Annotated in this window: 11 protein-coding genes and 2 pseudogenes; 9 read left to right on the top strand and 4 right to left on the bottom strand. The window is 37.7% G+C overall.

Annotation, left to right across the window (positions count from 1 at the left end):
* The first annotated feature begins 821 nt into the window (after positions 1-821).
* From AKG34_RS11770 to AKG34_RS28310, 7 genes are all read left to right on the top strand, one after another.
* Positions 822-3,197 (top strand): M14 family zinc carboxypeptidase, encoded by a 2,376-nt coding sequence (locus tag AKG34_RS11770; RefSeq protein ID WP_053346244.1) that lies wholly within the window; start codon positions 822-824, stop codon positions 3,195-3,197.
* 686 nt (positions 3,198-3,883) lie between these two features.
* Positions 3,884-5,359, top strand: coding sequence for a spore germination protein (locus AKG34_RS11765; protein ID WP_053346243.1), 1,476 nt, complete (start codon positions 3,884-3,886; stop codon positions 5,357-5,359).
* A gap of 20 nt (positions 5,360-5,379) precedes the next feature.
* Complete coding sequence (locus AKG34_RS11760) at positions 5,380-6,474, top strand: GerAB/ArcD/ProY family transporter (RefSeq protein ID WP_053346242.1); 1,095 nt, start codon at positions 5,380-5,382, stop codon at positions 6,472-6,474.
* Positions 6,471-7,547, top strand: coding sequence for a Ger(x)C family spore germination protein (locus AKG34_RS11755; protein ID WP_053346241.1), 1,077 nt, complete (start codon positions 6,471-6,473; stop codon positions 7,545-7,547). Before AKG34_RS11760 ends, AKG34_RS11755 begins: the two co-directional genes overlap by 4 nt.
* A gap of 615 nt (positions 7,548-8,162) precedes the next feature.
* Positions 8,163-9,602: an MFS transporter gene (locus tag AKG34_RS11750; protein ID WP_053346240.1), complete on the top strand. Its 1,440-nt coding sequence runs from the start codon at positions 8,163-8,165 to the stop codon at positions 9,600-9,602.
* A 320-nt stretch (positions 9,603-9,922) separates the two neighbouring features.
* On the top strand, positions 9,923-10,534 hold the full coding sequence (locus tag AKG34_RS11745; RefSeq protein WP_053346239.1) for a HutD/Ves family protein: 612 nt from the start codon (positions 9,923-9,925) through the stop codon (positions 10,532-10,534).
* 1,486 nt (positions 10,535-12,020) lie between these two features.
* Positions 12,021-12,431 carry a hypothetical protein gene (locus tag AKG34_RS28310; protein WP_169787509.1) on the top strand — a complete coding sequence of 137 codons (411 nt, stop codon included), beginning with the start codon at positions 12,021-12,023 and terminating at the stop codon, positions 12,429-12,431.
* Here AKG34_RS28310 and AKG34_RS11735 read toward each other — a convergent pair.
* The 4 genes and pseudogenes from AKG34_RS11735 to AKG34_RS11725 all read right to left on the bottom strand — a co-directional run.
* Positions 12,400-13,397, bottom strand: a pseudogene (locus AKG34_RS11735) (IS1595 family transposase); the annotation flags it as partial. The gene AKG34_RS28310 and the pseudogene AKG34_RS11735 overlap by 32 nt on opposite strands.
* A gap of 200 nt (positions 13,398-13,597) precedes the next feature.
* On the bottom strand, positions 13,598-14,107 hold the full coding sequence (locus tag AKG34_RS11730; RefSeq protein WP_083450769.1) for an SMI1/KNR4 family protein: 510 nt from the start codon (positions 14,105-14,107) through the stop codon (positions 13,598-13,600).
* A 77-nt stretch (positions 14,108-14,184) separates the two neighbouring features.
* Positions 14,185-14,328 (bottom strand): HNH endonuclease signature motif containing protein, encoded by a 144-nt coding sequence (locus tag AKG34_RS28885; RefSeq protein ID WP_236695014.1) that lies wholly within the window; start codon positions 14,326-14,328, stop codon positions 14,185-14,187.
* 26 nt (positions 14,329-14,354) lie between these two features.
* Positions 14,355-15,158, bottom strand: coding sequence for a MerR family transcriptional regulator (locus AKG34_RS11725; protein WP_152952279.1), 804 nt, complete (start codon positions 15,156-15,158; stop codon positions 14,355-14,357).
* Between the two features lie 151 nt (positions 15,159-15,309).
* Here AKG34_RS11725 and AKG34_RS11720 point away from each other — a divergent pair, with 151 nt between their 5' ends.
* Together AKG34_RS11720 and AKG34_RS28880 are read left to right on the top strand one after the other, a co-directional pair.
* Positions 15,310-16,704 (top strand): APC family permease, encoded by a 1,395-nt coding sequence (locus tag AKG34_RS11720; protein WP_083450768.1) that lies wholly within the window; start codon positions 15,310-15,312, stop codon positions 16,702-16,704.
* A gap of 137 nt (positions 16,705-16,841) precedes the next feature.
* Positions 16,842-17,666 (top strand): annotated as a pseudogene (locus AKG34_RS28880) (aldehyde dehydrogenase family protein); the annotation flags it as partial.

Below are 17,666 nucleotides of genomic sequence, written 5' to 3'. Positions count from 1 at the left end.
CATGGGATGTTGGTGAGTTCAAACTCGATTATAAAGATTTATTCTTATTGTTTCTATCAAGGATTTTTGGATGAAGCAAACCTAAAAGAGATCTTTTGTTCACATAATACGGATAAGAGGAAATCAAAAAGCCCATGAATTTCATAGAATTCGAGGGCTTTTCCATGTAACTTGACCGTTGGGGACAAACTACAAAACAGTTAAACGAGCTTTTTACCGATTTAGAAGCGCATGGAAATTATTTATAAATACTAATATGCTTCTGAAGTTATGAAAATAGGATAAAAATTCAGATATTATTAACTGAAAATTCTTAATTTACACAAAAAATAAGTGTATAATATTATAAAACAGTTATCTAAGTTTGTGGGTTACTATTTCTTAATAAGGAGGCGATACTCTTAAACATGTATGGAAATTTATTTTTTAGAAAGGAAATATTAGTAGGATGCAGAAAAGGAGAAATTTATTAGTCTAGAAAGGAATTAAAGCAGCTACAGTAGCCGCTGGGAATGCGGATTTAGGTATTGCGTTTCCACCAAGTCGTTCAATGTTTATTTTATTGGGATTCGCTCCTATTGCAGCACTAGTTTCGGAGGTCAACTTTATGTAGCATTACTTGCTGGGGGAGCTTATCAAATTTTATACAGAATATTTTTAACGATGTGGTTTGTTCAATGTTATAAAATTAAAGCGCTTTCAACAGAATTTGTTAAGCCCATTAGCCAGTCATTTCGTGTTGTATTCAATTAAACTATGTATTAATTAATAAATTAATATATACAAAAAAATCACTATATATACATACTGGAGGTTTTAGGATGAAAAAGAAAAAAGCATTATCTGGCCTGATGGCTGTGAGTTTACTAACAGTAATTCCGTGGAGTTCTGGACATGCTGAGAAACCTCAATGGACAAATGTGAATACATATGAGGAACAGGACGGAAGCAAGTTTAATAGCGAAAACTATGACTTTGTGAAATTCTCACAAATTGGTTCCAAATTAAAAGAGATTGAAAAACTTTCAAACCGTGTGAAAGTTGAAGTCCGTGGAACATCAGCTGATGGAAACCCACTCTACGTTGTCACGATTGCTGACCCAACAACGCAAGGGAAGTTCGGAAAAGTGAAGGCACTTAGAAAGCAAATGTTTAAGAATCCGGGCAAAGCTCAAGAATGGGTTGCCAATAATCCTGACTTTAAAGTTCCAATCATGATTAATGGTTCTATTCATGGGACTGAATTTGTCGGAAGCGATGCAATCCTTCAATTAATTGAACGGTTTGCTACCCAAAATGATGCAACAACAAAAGACGTTTTAGAGAATAATATTCTTATTTTCAATGTCGTACAAAACCCTGATGGACGTATTGATGCCACCCGCTTTAATGGCGAAGGAATTGACATAAATCGTGACTTTATCACCCAGTCGCAGCCAGAAACAAAAGAGATGGTTGAGCTCATAAAAGAATGGAACCCGATGGTGTTCCTTGATACTCATGGTTATGTGAAGAATTATCAGCCAAATCTGCAGGGGTTAATTGAGCCTTGTACGCCACCGCATAATCCTAATTACGAGTATGACTTATACGGAAAATGGGCCTATAAACAGGCAGAAGCGATGGAAGCGGAAATAATGAAGGATCATAAGAACTATTCAGGATCCTTGTATCAAAACATGAAAGGTACCTATATTCCGCTGCGCGATGATTCCGCCGGCTGGGATGATTACCCACCAATTTTCACACCAATGTATGCGATGTACCATGGTGCTTACGGTCATACATTAGAAGCTCCAACAAATGATTGGGATGGCGTACGATGGATGTATAATTCGATTATGGGGGCACTGAAATTTGCAACAGCTAACAAGCAATCCATGATTACTGATCAAATTGAAGTTTTTAAAAGAGGAATTAACTTTGACCATCCTTTTCATAAGGAAGGGTTATTTCCAAAAAACTACATACTTCCACTAGACCCTATGGATCCGACTGTTACGAATAAGGCAGTAAATCATTTGATCAATAATGATATTGAAGTTGTTCAAGCTGTGAATGCATTTGAAGCGGATGGAGTGTCATATCCAAAAGGAACTTATCTCGTTGAGATGGATCAGGCGAAAGCCGGATTAGCAAACACGATGCTCTGGGATGGGGAAGACATCACGAACGATACCCCAGCAATGTACGACATTTCCGCATGGAGTTTACCGGAGCTTTGGGGATTCGAGGCAGTAGCCACACAAAATCCTATTAAAGTCAATGCAACGAAAGTAAAACAGATTACAGGTCAAGGAACGGTTTCAGGAAAAGGACCGTTTCTGATTCCGAACAGCTCTGTCCAATCGGTAAATTTAGTAAATGCATTGCTTAAGCAAGGAATACCTATAGTACGTGATGCACAAGGCAACTTCTTTGCAAAAGCAGTAGCTAATCAGGTTTCAGCAGCGGTGAAAGAATCTGGGTTACAGGTTGGAACTGCTGAGGTACCATTAGATGCAGTGGCTATTACGTCTTTAAAAGTGGCTATATTAAAGGATGGAGGTATGGGTAAACAGAAATCACACGCAGGAACAAAGCTCGCTTTGAAAAGACTAGGTTTTGATGTGACAGAAGTTACACCAGTCGAAGTGGCTAAAAATTCTCTTAACGGTTTTGATATTTTTGTCTATAGTGGAACGGAAAGTCTCATTTCTATCAACCTATCTGAGGCTAATAAAGAATTTGGATTACAGAACGACGGGCAACTTAATGCGTTTAAAGACAATGTGACAAGCTTCTTAAATGAAGGAGGCAAATATATAGCTGTAGGTGCTGGTGCATCTAGAGCAACTAAGACACTTGGTCTTACAGACGACATCATTAATGTAGGGGGTTCCAACAGTAATGGTATCGTAAAAGTCGATTATGAGGGAACCGGTTTAACAGCAGGATATGGAGAGGATGATATCGGCTTTGTCTATCGTCCAACATGGTTCACGGGTACGGATAATGATGAAGTCGTCGCGACCCTTGCAGATTCAGATAATTTCTTCGTAGCTGGTCACTGGAAAAATAGCATAACCGCCAAGGGCCAAGCCGTAATCGTAAAAGAACAGAATAAAGATGTAACTCTTATTGGGTTAGAAGCAGGTTTCCGCGACCACCCGGATTACTTGTTCCGTCTTCTATCAAATGCAATTTTTGAAAAATAGTAGAAATAGCCAAAGCCGGATTCAGCAATGAATCCGGCTTTGGCTATTTGAAAAATGCTAAACGCTTGCTACTGAGTCTTGAAAAATTATCTCAGCAACTGCTATTTAAATACTCATTACTTTTAAATCATCTGTTGCAAAAACCGCTGAAGGACGATTCTTATCAAGAAGTGGTTGTTTAGCAGATTGAAAGGCGTTTTCTTTTTAAAGGATTACTTGAAAAATAAATTAAAAAATTGGAAGTCTAAACCTAGTAAAGCTTCTCCATCCAACTATAAAAACGTATATCAAAGACTTTTCTTCGTCTGTATTACCTTTTGGAGAAAAACGGACGGAAATGTCATCGTTATAACAAGAAAACGGTCTTTGATATCTAGGTATTGTCTATGATCATTCGATGTCACAAAAACTCAAAGTTGCCCAATATTATTTAAAAACTCTATTTAATGGTTTTTTTTGTCATGCGCAATTTTAGTATTAATGTAGCAAAATAAAGAGAATACACTTTAAATTAACACATGGACGCTTAGCTTGATGGGGATTTTGTAAGACCCCTTTATTTAAATAAAACAATTTTATTGTTATTCAACATTGATAATGTGTATAAGTTTTGTTTGCTATACCCATATTAAAATTATTGAATTTAATTTTCCCCAGAGTAATAGTAAAGGGAGGTGAAATTTCCAATGCCTAAAAACGATTCAGCTTTTCAAAGAAGCGAGCTGGCCAAGCTTTTAACAGCGTGCGGAGAGTCAGCAGACTTTCTTACTTTCAGTCTTTATGAAAACTCGCCCTTCTTCATTGCCTATTTTAAAACTTTAGTTAAACCAGAGATTATTCACCACGATATTCTCCCTATAGTTAAAGAAGAGTTTTCTACTTTAGAAGAAATAAAAGAAAAGCTGTTGATCGAGGACCTTTCTATTACGGACAATATACCGGATATTCAAGATAAATTAATGACCGGAAATTTGATTTTTTACACGAAAGAAGGGCAGCCTGCCTGCCTGGCTGTTCCGGCACCAGCCGTCGAAAAACGGCAAGTAGCCACTCCGGAAACGGAATACTCAGTCGTTGGTCCGAAGGAAGCCTTTGTTGAATCACTCGATACAAATTTAAATCTCGTGCGCAAACGTCTGCCGATTCCAGAACTGCAGGTTAAAGAACTGATGGTCGGAAAGTTATCAAAAACCCGGATCGCGGTCGTCTACGTGAAAGGAATCGCTGACTCGGACAACGTGAATACGGTCATCCAGCGGATTCAAGGGATTGAATACGATGAAATTGCCGACAGTTCGTTTCTCAGCCAAATGATTACCGATAATAAAAACTCGCCATTCCCACAGTTAGTCGACACAGAGAGGCCTGATCGACTGGCCGCCTTACTCGCCGAAGGGAAAGTTGCCATCTTTTCGGACGGATCGCCCACTGCGATATCAGGTCCCGTGTCACTCATTACATTTTTCACGGCATTTGAAGACTATCTTTCCATTTGGAATGTCGCATCCGCTTTCCGGCTCCTCCGGCTCATTGCGGTTCTTTTCTCTGTTTTAGCCACATCGACTTATGTAGCCATTTTAACTTATCATTATGAAATGATTCCCCGTGATGTACTCAGCTTGCTGATTACATCACGGGGAAGTATTCCGTTTCCACCTTTTTTGGAAGCTGTTCTCCTTGAATTGGCGATTGAGCTTTTGTGGGAAGCAGGCGCCCGGCTGCCGACAAAGATTGGCCAAACGATTGGGATTGTCGGCGGTATAGTGCTCGGAACAGCTGCCGTTCAAGCAGGCTTGACGAGCAATGTACTGCTCATTGTCGTGGCCACGGGCGCGCTTGCTTCTTTCACTACGCCTATCTACCAACTTAGCAACGTGATCCGCCTGATCCGCTTTCCATTTATCCTGCTTGCCCAGCTGCTAGGCCTTGTCGGAGTTGCCGTCTGCTTTGCTTTTCTTATGTCTCATTTATTAAAGCTGACTTCTCTCGGTCGTCCTTTTCTTGAGCCGATCTATCCTTTGCGCGTGAAGGATTTCAAAGACTCTATTATTCGACTGCCGTTCAGCAAGCAAGCACTCCGTCCCCTCCAAATAAGAGCAAAAGACCGTGTAAGATTTCAGCAGGAGGCTCCACAAAAAAAAGAATGGGATATTGACGACTAATTTGCATTTGGAGGTGCTGTATGCTGCCCTTACCGCCGGAGAGCCGGAAAGTCTCTCCTTTCTTTGTTTTTTATCTTATCGTCGCGGCGCAATTTGGCTTGGGCGTTTTCAGCTTTCAACGGTATATTGTTAAAGCCGTGGGCAATGATGCCTGGATCGCTGTTATTATCGCCGGTCTCTCGATTCACATTGTCTTGTGGATGATTTATCAAATATTAAATAAAGGAACGAATGATATTACTGTTATCCACAAGGAACTGTTTGGAAAAGGGCTTGGAGGGCTCCTCAGTTTGGCTTTGATTGTTTATTTGCTGACTTTGGCTGTCTCTGTGTTCCGTAGTTATATCGAATTGATTCAAGTCTGGATCTTTCCGCAATTGGAAACATGGTATATGGCCCTGATTCTCTCTTCGCTCGTTTATGTGTATGTAATCGGAGGCTTTCGAGTCGTTGTTGGGATTTGCTTCCTCAGTTTCATCTTAACGACTCCTATATTTTTTATAATGTTAGAGTTCCCTTTACGGCACGTGCATTTTTCTCATCTTTTGCCAATTTTGGATCATACCGCAGTTGAGTTCTTATCCGCCTCTAAAAAGATGGCGTATAGTTTAACTGGATTTGAAACACTTTTTTTCTTTTATCCTTTTATAAAAAATGCTCCAAGCTCGCAAAAGTGGGTGCATTATGGAGCGGCGTTCAGTACTTTTAGTTATTTAGTAATAATGATCGTTTCCCTTATGTACTTTACTAAGGCTCAATTACTTGAGTCGATTTGGCCGACATTAACTATTTGGAAAATTGCTGATTTTCCTTTTCTTGAAAGGTTTGAGTTTATGGGGCTCTCCCTTTGGCTGTTTAACGCTCTTAATAGTGTTTGTATATTTATTTGGGCCGGCACGAGAGGACTAAAGCAGCTGTTTACCGTGAAGCAAAAACATAGTCTTATTTTCGTTATCATCATGACAGCTGTGGTGGCTGTTCTCTTGAAAAACCGCGAGCAGATCGAGCAGCTAAATACAGTAATGGGCTTGGTGAGCCTTTATGTCATTTATGCCTACATTCCATTTCTCTTCTTTTACCAAATGATTAAAAGTAAAATGAGGCGAACGTCATGATAAGGTACCTCTTTTGGAGCATTTTTACGCTCATCCTGCTGTTCAATTATTCGATTGAAACAAAGATACTTGAAGATATCCAGCACGTTTCCGCCATTGGTTATGACTATGTGGACGAGGACCGGATAAAGGGAACAGCCGCCGCTCCTTTTTATCCTGCGGGGATAGATGTTCAGCCGCTCAATGCCTTCTTTACGGCGGTCGGCCATACCGTTCTAGACATCTTACAAAAGCAGCAGATGGAGTCCCAAAGAAGACTCGCTACGGGACGTTTGCAGAATTTTTTGATTAGTAAAGATCTGGCAAAACACGGAGTCGCCGAGCTTACTGATCCACTCGCCCGCTCTACCGATATTGGCAGAGATGTTTACATGGCGGTCGTCGACGGCAGCGTCGAAGAGCTGTTAACTTTTAAGTATCCTAATGCGCCGACATCTGCTCAATATCTTTCCGATTTCATGGAGAGAAATCTGAAAGACATTGTTCCTCAGCCAACTGTTCATGCTTTCCTGGATCAATATGGCGGGTTCGCTCAAGATCCTTTTCTACCTATTATCGGGAAAAAAGACGATCATATTCAATATAAAGGTCTCGCTCTTTTTAAGGATGATCTCTACGTAGGAGAGCTTTCCAATAAGGAAAGTTATGTATTTAAACTCTTTTACGAAAAGACTAAAACAGGCACGTATGAAATACGCTTCAAAAATAAAAAGTACATTGCTACTGAAAATATTCGATCCAAAGTGAAATATAAAGTGTCCGGCAGCCAAGACAATCCGCGGGTGTCGGTTCATGTCTCGGTGATAGGAGAGGTTAAAGATGCTTCCAGCGTGTTGATGAAAGGGAACACCATGAAAGAAGTGGAGCAGGAATGGAGCAAAGAAACCACGAAAAGAGCGGAAAAGATGATGAGAAAATTTCAGGAGCTAAAGATTGATCCGCTCGGAATCGGCGAAAAAGTCCGGAGCCATTTTCGGAACTTTGATAAAGAAGCATGGAAAGACCGCTACCCAACCGTTCCTGTTGAATTTTATATGAAGGTTCGTATTGTGAACACCGGCATCACCGAATAGAAAGTGACGTCAAAAAAGGGAGTGACTCAAAAAGGATAATTAAAAAATGCTTGAAGGCTTATACGATTATGCTTTTAAAAGTAAATTCCGTGTACCATTTATTGCATTGGAGTGATTTCAAAACTTATTTAGCCGAAGGTTCAAAGGATAAAGGACATCACGGATCGATTTCTTTAAAAAGGAAATTCAGGAGGAAGAAAAATGTCATTTTTATGGTTGTTTGAAACATCTTTTTAATCAACCTTTTTTCCAAACCAACAACTGAGGCTATATTTTAGTTAATCCATTAAAGGGCGCACTTCTTAAAGTAAGAAGGTGTCTTCTTTTTTGTTTATTATTCAATAATAAAAGCAAGTGAATTTGCGAATAAAGGGAATTTTCACTTTAGCATAGTTATGGATGAATGATCCTTTGCAGAATATTTTAGAATTAATCTGCAAATATTTAAACAGGAACATATAAATAATCAATCACTGCGTCGTTTTTAGTTGGATAAAAATGGTAGTGTAAAAAGTTCTATGAAAACTAACTGAGTGTGTAGGGTCTTTTCTATTTATTGGGTGGAAAGGCCATGCAATCGTCCTTGACAAACACACTAATAATGGAGGTGTAATTATGGAAACAACAAGTTATAAAGGCACAAATAAAATGATTACAGGAATTGTATTTGGGGTCATCACATTTTGGCTCTTTGCCCAGTCTATGGTCAATGTTGTTCCGGCCGTTCAGAAAGACTTAGGCATTTCACTTGGCACATTAAACATAGCAATTAGTTTATCTGCCTTGTTCTCAGGTATGTTTATCGTTGCAGCTGGTGGCCTTGCAGATAAGATTGGACGTAAAAAAATTACGTATTTAGGGTTAATTTTAAGCATTATCGGTTCCTTGTTTATTGTTTTGACTCAAGGAGCAGCATTATTAATTATCGGGCGTATCTTCATAGGGATTTCAGCAGCATGTATTATGCCAGCAACAATTGCTTTAGTGAAAGCTTATTATGAAGGGGCTGATCGCCAACGTGCCCTCAGTTTCTGGTCCATTGGTTCTTGGGGCGGCTCAGGTGTTTGTTCACTTGCTGGTGGTGCCATAGCAACATATATGGGCTGGAGATGGATTTTCATCTTTTCGATTATTTTCGCTCTTCTTGCGATGTGGCTTATTAAAGACACTCCAGAAAGTAAAGCAGAATCAACTGGTGCTTTTAAATTTGACTATACCGGATTAGTTATTTTTATCATTACGATGCTTGCATTAAACCTTTTCATTACTCGCGGAGCAGATTGGGGTTGGACAAGTACTATTACATTAGTCTGTGCGGTTATCACAATCATTGGGATTATCGTATTCGTCAAAGTGGAAAGAAATAATGACATAGCTCTAATTGACTTCTCTTTATTTAAAAATAAACCATACGCAGGAGCCACATATTCCAATTTCTTGTTAAACGCTGTAGCTGGAACACTAGTGGTTGCTAATACTTATGTTCAAGTTGGTCGCGGATTTACGGCTTTCCAATCTGGACTGTTATCAATCGGGTATTTAATAGCAGTACTTGCAATGATTCGTGTTGGTGAGAAAATTTTACAAAAATCCGGGGCAAAATCTCCAATGATTTGGGGAGCTATAATAACGACAGTTGGTTGTGCACTAATGGGCTTAACATTCTTACCTGGTTTTTCCTATACTGTTGCCGTATTCATTGGATTTGCTTTATTCGGTCTTGGACTTGGAATATACGCAACCCCTTCTACAGATACTTCTGTATCTAATTCTCCTCCTGATAAAGTTGGAGCAGCAGCAGGGGTTTACAAAATGGCAAGCTCACTAGGTGGAGCGTTCGGAGTTGCGATTTCTGCTACAGTTTATGGTGCCATTGCAGCTGTTAGTAGTGTCGAAGTTGCTGCAACAGGTGGTATTATCGCAAACGTAATCTTCGGTATACTTTCAATTATTTCTATAATAGCATTAGTACCAAAAGATACTGGAAAAACAACAAACGAAAAAGCAATAAAAATAGATTACAGGAACAATACTGAGCCAGAACCAAGTCATTAACCAAAAATTGGTATAGAAGAAGAACAGGATTTTGTTATAGATGTCGTCAACCATAAGTATGATTTTAAAGGTATCACATAAAGGCTTTATATAGGCGGGCGATATTGATGATAACAAATTGCTCCCTTATTTCGCTAACAGGTGCATTACTTCAAAAACAGGGGTTGCTGCGGCAGCCTTTTTTTAATAGAACTAATCCAGCTAAGCTCAGCTATTCCTCTCTGTTTATCGTATCCATCCTATTGACATAACACCAATTTTGAACTACATTGGGCGTGGTTTAAACTGAAGTAACGTAATAATAAAAGGGGAGAAATTAGTTGTCATATTTACTAAAATTAATAAGAAAAAGTGAACAAATAACAAGCCTTTGGTCAGGTGGTAAAACAACTCAACTTGCTATTTATCCTGAAAATGGAGATTACTCGAAGCGTGATTTCAAATGGCGGTTAAGCACCGCAGATGTTGAGGTAGACGAATCCTTATTTACTCATCTTCCAGGCATTCAGAGAATTATCATGATCCTTGATGGAGAAATGTTGCTTCAACATAAGGGAAAGCACCATGTGCATTTAAAGCCATTTGAACAGGATCGGTTTGATGGCGGCTGGACAACCCGAAGTATTGGGAGGGTTACGGATTTTAATTTGATGTTAGCAGAAGGATGCGAGGGAGACCTTAACATGATTCATATTAATAATGGGATCCAACATGAAGTGTTGGATAATAGGGAATCTACGAATAGATCCGAAGCCTTTTATTGTGTCAAAGGAACAAGTAAAATGAGTATAGATGAAAAAGAGACTTTTGTTTTAGATCAAGGTGACGTAGCAATCTTAAACATGGATCATTCATGCAACAATTTAAATATAAAGTTATCCAATCACAATGACTCAATTGCAAAAATTATTAAGGTAAGTATTTTTTATTGATAGAGATATTTTGGTTCTAGTGCAAAAATATTCACTAGAAGTATAGTATTCTTTCGAATTGTGGGTTAAGAGGCTAAACCAAATAAATCAATCATTATTATTTGGTGATTACTGGTAGGCGTAAAAAATGGGGAGTGAACGATATATTAAAAATACTCTAATGTTACTTCTTTTCGCATTTCTTTTTATTGGCATTTTTGGATTTTGGTTAAGAAAAAGGATTCTTTCATTCGATTTTATATACAAAAGTAAATTGTTCTTCTTGTTGGGCAACTATGAGTTGATTGGTGGAGTTCTTATTGGTATAAGCTTACTATTTATTGTGATGTTTCTCTAAGATTTATTTTACTCCCATGAAAATTAAAATATTCTTAAAACCAAAAAAGAGCATACAAAAATAGACCCAGAAAATGACTTTTTTAAAAAAAGGCTGAACCTTATGAGTGATCTGATTGAGTTTGGTAAATCGTTAATCAAAAACCTCCAATTATAGCAAATTAAGTAGAGGCTAGCGCGACGACCCAAAAAGGATTAATCTCCCATGAGTGCTACCCTTCATTCTCTGTGGTGAAGCGCTGAATTTGCGCTTCATGGATGGCTAACGGGTGCTTTACTTCAAAAAGGGAGTTGCTTCAGCAGCTCTTTTTCTTATGGAGCTAAAGGGATAGGTTATTTAAAGAAGAAATGATTGATAAAAAGTTTGGATTTCACAAGTAGTTAGAGGAGATATCCATTGGATGCAAAAGGAATACTTCGATTCAGAAAATTATAAGGGTCGCCATTTTCAAGTAGAAAATTTTGAACCTTTTTAGATACCTTGGATTTTTAACCATGTCCCAAAAAATTTCAATGTTTATTTTCATCGTATTATTCACTTATGTTTAGCCCTCAATCGTGCTAATTTTATTTTGTGAGTTTTTATTGCTGTCTAATTAACTGAGGGAGTTTAACAAGAAACAAAAATACAACTTTTTCACATAGAGTAGGACAAATCGTCTTTTTAATTCCATATAAACTCTTAACGAAGGTTTACGTCAAAATGTTGGCGGTACACCATACATAAATTCGGATATTCTTCAGATCTAATCTTCCGGATGAAACCTGATTCTAGCAAGGTTTTCCAATACAATTCGTAGTGGAGGGTAAAAGATGAATATTAAAAATTGGCTGCTTTCTCAAAGATTGTTGCTAAACGAAAGCATCAGATATTTAAAAGAGTATGTTATATTTTGGATTATGGGGTCGAATGAAATAGTATAATTAAGCGTAATTAAACTTGTTTCGTAAGAGGTGCTGAGTTTGTTTAAAAAGAATATATTGATTGGACATTCAGAAGATGCTGTCCTATCGAACACTTAGTGAAAAATAACGTTCCATTTGAAATAGGAATCAAAGATATTTTAAAGCGGTCGTCTGAAAGACCCGCTCGAAAAAAAAAGATGAAGTATACGAAGCGTTTTATACAGTCGAAGTTCGAAAAAAATATGTGGAACAAGTAGAAGCTATTGTTGCGCAGTATGTATCGCGAGAAGATGTGAAGCATTGGTATAAAGTGGCGAAAAAGAAAAGTGGAAAATTACAATTGAAGGAAAAAGCACTTTATTTATTTGCGTTTTTTATAAACTGTATAGCGATACTAGCCATCGACATAGGTAAGATGGATGGAGCGGACATCGTTTCGTATATCGCTTGTGCCGTGTTATTGATGTCTGGTGTGTTTGTGACGACAAAATATTACAAAGAGATGCAAAAAGAATCGGGCGATTTGAGAGAGAATAATATGATGTTGATGTTCATAGGTATTGGTGTGATATTTTATGCCGTTTCTTCTTTTTTATCTTTACTTCAAATAGACATTTTTCATTTTCTCTTAATGATTCAACTGTGCAATAGTTAGATTTTTGACAAGCTGAAATAAGCATTTGCTCTACTCGCTTTTCAAATGCATAGTTTTTATGTAATTCAAGCCAATAATACCAATAGGGTTAATTGTCTAAATAATACGTACCAACGCCTTGAAACCGTTCCATCCATCCTTTCAACCGACGATGGAAATTATTAACGTATTGTATGTGGTATACCCTTTTTTTACTCGTTGATTTTGATTTAGATTAACTGTTTCGTGCTTAATATTTTTGGATACTGCAAACTTTTTGTAATTGGTAGCTGCATCAGTGCATAACAAAGATGAGGGGGCTATATGGTCCCCAATAGCTGCATCTATTTCTTCTGCTTTTACACGACCCTTTCCCGCGATTCTTGCAATAATATTGTGATATCGATCTTGTGCTACAATTACAGCAATTTTTTGATTTGAAATCCCTCGTTTTTCATCTTTTTCTCCCCGTTTTTTCGGTTTTCGATGTGTAAATCTACGACCTTTTAATGACTCACGAAAGAAAGTCTCATCACTTTCAACGATACCAGATAATTGATTGAACCGGTGACTTCCTAAAGCATTTAAAATCTTGTGCCTCCAATAAAATGAGGTAGATATATGAATGTTTAATAATCAGCGATTTTAGGTAATGTAACACCGTGTATCATCATTTCAATGTAATTCAACCACTTTCCTGGATAACGTGAACCTGAAAAGGGGGTGTTTGTCATATCATTAAAGGTTTGTCCGCAATCCTTACATAAATAACGTTGTCTGGAACGATACATACCGTTTCTTTTTACTGATATTTCCACAATGAATACAACCTAAACCGGCAGAAAAGCGAGTCTCCCTAATCTTTGTAAGTAACTTCTCTATTTTATTTACTTCTTTTGGATATAGATCTTGTTCTAGTGCCTTAAATAAGGCTTGTTGATCTGCTTTCTTTAATTTACTGACCACTTCATACACATATCTCCACATTATCAAACACCTCCTTGAACTTGTATTAGATTATATTAAACTATAATCAGTATTTTCAAAGGAGCAACAATCTATACAGCCTAAAAAAAAGTAAAGATAGAAAGGGTTAAACTTACTATCTTTTTTTGTTGCTTTATTTTAAGCATTTGAAAAAACAGCCTAAACAAAAGGCAGAGTGTGAATAACACTCCGCTTTTTGTCTATAGCTTATAATAATTTTCAGCTGTATAAGTGGTCCAGTTCCAAAAATCATTCCCCTGAGAAATAATATATCGATCAAGAAACAATTCGAAGTTAAGTTGAATGTCTTCGTCTTCGGAAAATTCTTCAGAAGGTATGTCGAAATTAAGTAAATAATTTGGTTCTTTAGCATTGAGTTTTTTAATACTTATAGCCAAAGTTCCGTCTAGTACGCTACCTATAGGAATAAAAGGTAGGGGATTATCTGGCTCATCCGCTTGCATATCTTTATATGCACTCTCGATTTCTTCTAAAGAATGAAGCCATAATCCTCCGCCTACATTGTCACCATCTTCGTCTATATGTTCAAAAAGCATACAACCGTTATGAATAAATAAGAAAGCCTTGTAGTCTTCCGGTAAAATCCACTCTGTTTTCTTTTCAAATTCCTCTATTTGTTCTTTAGTAGCCGGATTATTAAAGGAACAAACAATATTCGAATTTTCTCCTTCGGGACCTGAAATAATCATACTTAAGTCTTCATCTAATCTATTTTAAAAACTTGTTAAAGTTTGATTAATAAATGGCATATAGTTAATCTCCTTAATTAGTAGTTTTTCCACCAAGTGTTAACTTCATTACGGTGTATTTTTACAGGAAGCGGAAATAGATTTTGAAATGCGTTAGTTCCACCGTATTTTATTGGAATAACGTGATGTATCTCGGTAGATCTTTCGTCTAAACCATACAAATAAACATTTGTCCTGCGCAAATAGGTCAGACCTTTTGAACGGGAACTTGAATTTCAAAGGTAATCTCGTTTGGTTTATCTGTGATCGTAATATCAACATGCATAATTTGCAGCGCATCGCCGGTAATTTGATAACCACCTTCATCAAGATAATCAAATATTTTACTCAAGCTTTCGCTTCGGTTCCATAGTAATTCTCCGTTATATCGGATACACGCAAATAACCCAGCCGGAACGATCCGTTGGTACTGTTTTGGTATTTTTTCTTTACTTTTTGCCACAACGAAAATGACTGATGGTTCTTCAAAACGTTTAGTTCTAAGATCCGCTTCCTGGATGAGAATGCCTAGTCTGTTACTGGCCAGAATCGGTGTCTTCTCAGCAAGCATATTTTCTAGCCTTATAACACCATAACAGAGTTCCAAATTATTATTGATTTTTTCATTCAATGTAATTAACTTCCTGCGTCCTAATTCACGAAACATAACCGTTTGAAGTTCCGTTTCTCTTGCTACGTGATCCAAATATACAATTTTTTCCCGGATATTTTCCTCCAAGTCAGTTAATTCGTTCAGCTTTGCAACAAGATCTGCGTGCTTTGCTTTAAGAATGTCCAAAGACTTACTAAAATTGCGTTCATTGAAATAATCCTTTATTTCGTCCGTACTCATTCCAAGTTGTCGTAATTCTTTGATGGTTCCTAAAACCTCGTACTGGAAAATAGAATAGTAGCGGTATCCCGAATGTGAATCGATATATTGCGGCTTGAATAAGTTAATCCGATCATAATGGCGCAAGGTCTCCGTAGTCATCCCTCGTAACTTTGCCATCTCACCAATTGTTAATTTTTCTTTCAGTTTAATCGCCCCCTTAAAAAATATAATACAGGTGTTGACCTTTGTGTTACAACAACCTTTATAATCAAAATACACAATAATTTAAATCTTCTGAGTATTCTTTATAAATGTGAGGGAGCTGATTATGAAACGGAAGAAACTTGCTAGAACACTTACTTTGTCACAGGTTGTTTTTTTAGGGATTGCTTGGAATAACCCCATGGTATTTTTTAATACCTATGGAATAGCTACCGTAACCTCACATGGTGTCATTACGGGTGCGTACATTATTGCATTTCTAGCGATACTGTTTACAGCGCTCAGCTACGGAAAGATGGCAAAAGCATATCCTATCTCAGGTTCAGCTTATACATTTACTCAAAAGTCTATTAATTCTGAAGTTGGGTTTCTTGTAGGTTGGACAATTATGCTTGATTATATTTTAACACCTATGGTGACGTGTTTGATGTCCACTGTCTTTTTAAGTGCAGTGTTTCCAGGGATTCCACATTATGTGTGGATTATTCTTTTAACTACTATCATAGTTGTACCAAGCATACTAGGGGTAAAGACATCAGCATCCGCAAGTAAAATTTTCGTTATTGCTCAAATCATTTTCGTTTGTTTTTTCTGGATATTAACCGTCAAAAATTTGTTAGATGGAGTTGGGACAGGAACTCTTTTCTCGAGTAAACCATTATTCAATTCAGAGGTTCCCTTGTCAGTAATCTTAGCAGGCTCTTCAATTCTTTGTTTTAGTTTCCTTGGTTTTGACTCACTTACTACCTTGTCAGAGGAAACAATCAATCCTGAAAAAACCATCCCAAGAGCTATTATCATAATGTTGCTATTAATAGGGGTTTTGTATATTGGCTCTTCCTACTTAGCACAATTGGTCTATCCGGGTTTTTCATTTGAAAACAATGATTCAGCAGCCATGGAAATCGCTATACTTGTTGGAGGAAACCTATTTAAATCATTATTTATTACTGCGGTAATTATTGGTAACTTTTCTTCAGGAGTTGCTTCAATTACAAGCGCATCACGTGTGTTATATGCAATGGGCCGGGATTCAGTATTGCCTGAAAATCTATTTGGTTATATTCATCCCAAATATAAAACACCGTCACACGGTATTATCGTGATAGGAATAATTTCTTTATTAGGCGTCGTGTTAACTCTGGAGCAAGTCATCAAGTTTATCAATTTTGGAGGGCTCATTGCTTTTACATCTGTTAATCTATCTGTCATCGCCCATTATTTTATAAAAAATCAGAAACGATCTTTTAACGATTGCATAAGGTATTTATTTTTACCGTTCATTGGCGCAGTATTTACTATGTGGTTATGGTCACATTTAGAAATAGAGGCATTGATTCTTGGAGGCATTTGGGTGATATGTGGCTTAGCATATCTTCTTTATATGACAAATTTTTTCCGCAAGCCTCTTCCTGAGTTTCATTTTGATGAGGAGATCATTCCTCAAGAGGTAGAAGATATGAATGAAAAAATTCTTTCCCAAAAGGTAGAAGACTTTTAATCCGTTTTTTACACTGAAGTAAGTATATGTAACTAAAGGAGGTGTGAATATTTTGAAAATAAGGAAAAATGAAAGCGTTACCTATTTTTAAAGCGGGATTGTTAAAGTAAGAATAACGAACAGGAGGTTTTTTCAAATTGTTGAAGCTGAAAAAGTTTATAAACGGTGAGTGGATGGATTCTTTGAGTAAACAAACGAGTAATGTTGTTAACCCCGCAAACGGCAAGATCATTGCGGAGGCTCCCAACGGAAATACAGAAGATGCCAGGATGGCCATTGATGCGGCACGAACCGCATTTGATTCCGGGATTTGGTCAGACCTGCAGGCTTCGGAACGGGCTTCCTATTTATTTAAAATAGCAGAGAAAATTGCATGCATCTGAGCTTAGCCAACTTGAAACGGCCAATACCGGAAAACCTCTTAAAGAAGCAGAGTTTGACATTGCGGATGCAGCGGATTGTTTTCGTTATTATGCCGGCTTAGTCACTAAACCGGACGGCCAAACGTATCCTGTTTCCGGTCCTGTACAGGCCATGGTTGTTCGAGAGCCGGTAGGGGTATGTGGACTGATCGCTCCGTGGAATTTCCCTTTACTGACTGGAGCTTGGAAAATAGCCCCTGCCCTTGCTGCAGGAAATACGATTGTATTTAAAACATCCGAGGTCACTCCGATTACGACTACTAAATTATTTGAGATTATCGAAGAAGTTGGCATACCAGATGGCGTTGCAAATCTAGTTATGGGTGGTGGTGCAACAGTAGGAAATGAACTAGCGGAAAGCGATAAAGTTGATATGATTTCGTTCACTGGCAGTACCTCGACAGGTAGAAGCATCATGAAAGCAGCATCTGGGAATATTAAAAACATTGCACTCGAATTAGGCGGCAAGTCACCTAACATCGTTTTTGCCGACGCAGACTTTGAGACGGCCGTGGATTATGCTTTATATGGAATTTTTGT

Origin of the sequence: Peribacillus butanolivorans (assembly GCF_001273755.1) — a bacterium.
Taxonomy (GTDB): Bacteria; Bacillota; Bacilli; order Bacillales; family DSM-1321; genus Peribacillus; species Peribacillus butanolivorans.
This window is presented reverse-complemented; position numbering and strand designations above follow the sequence as displayed.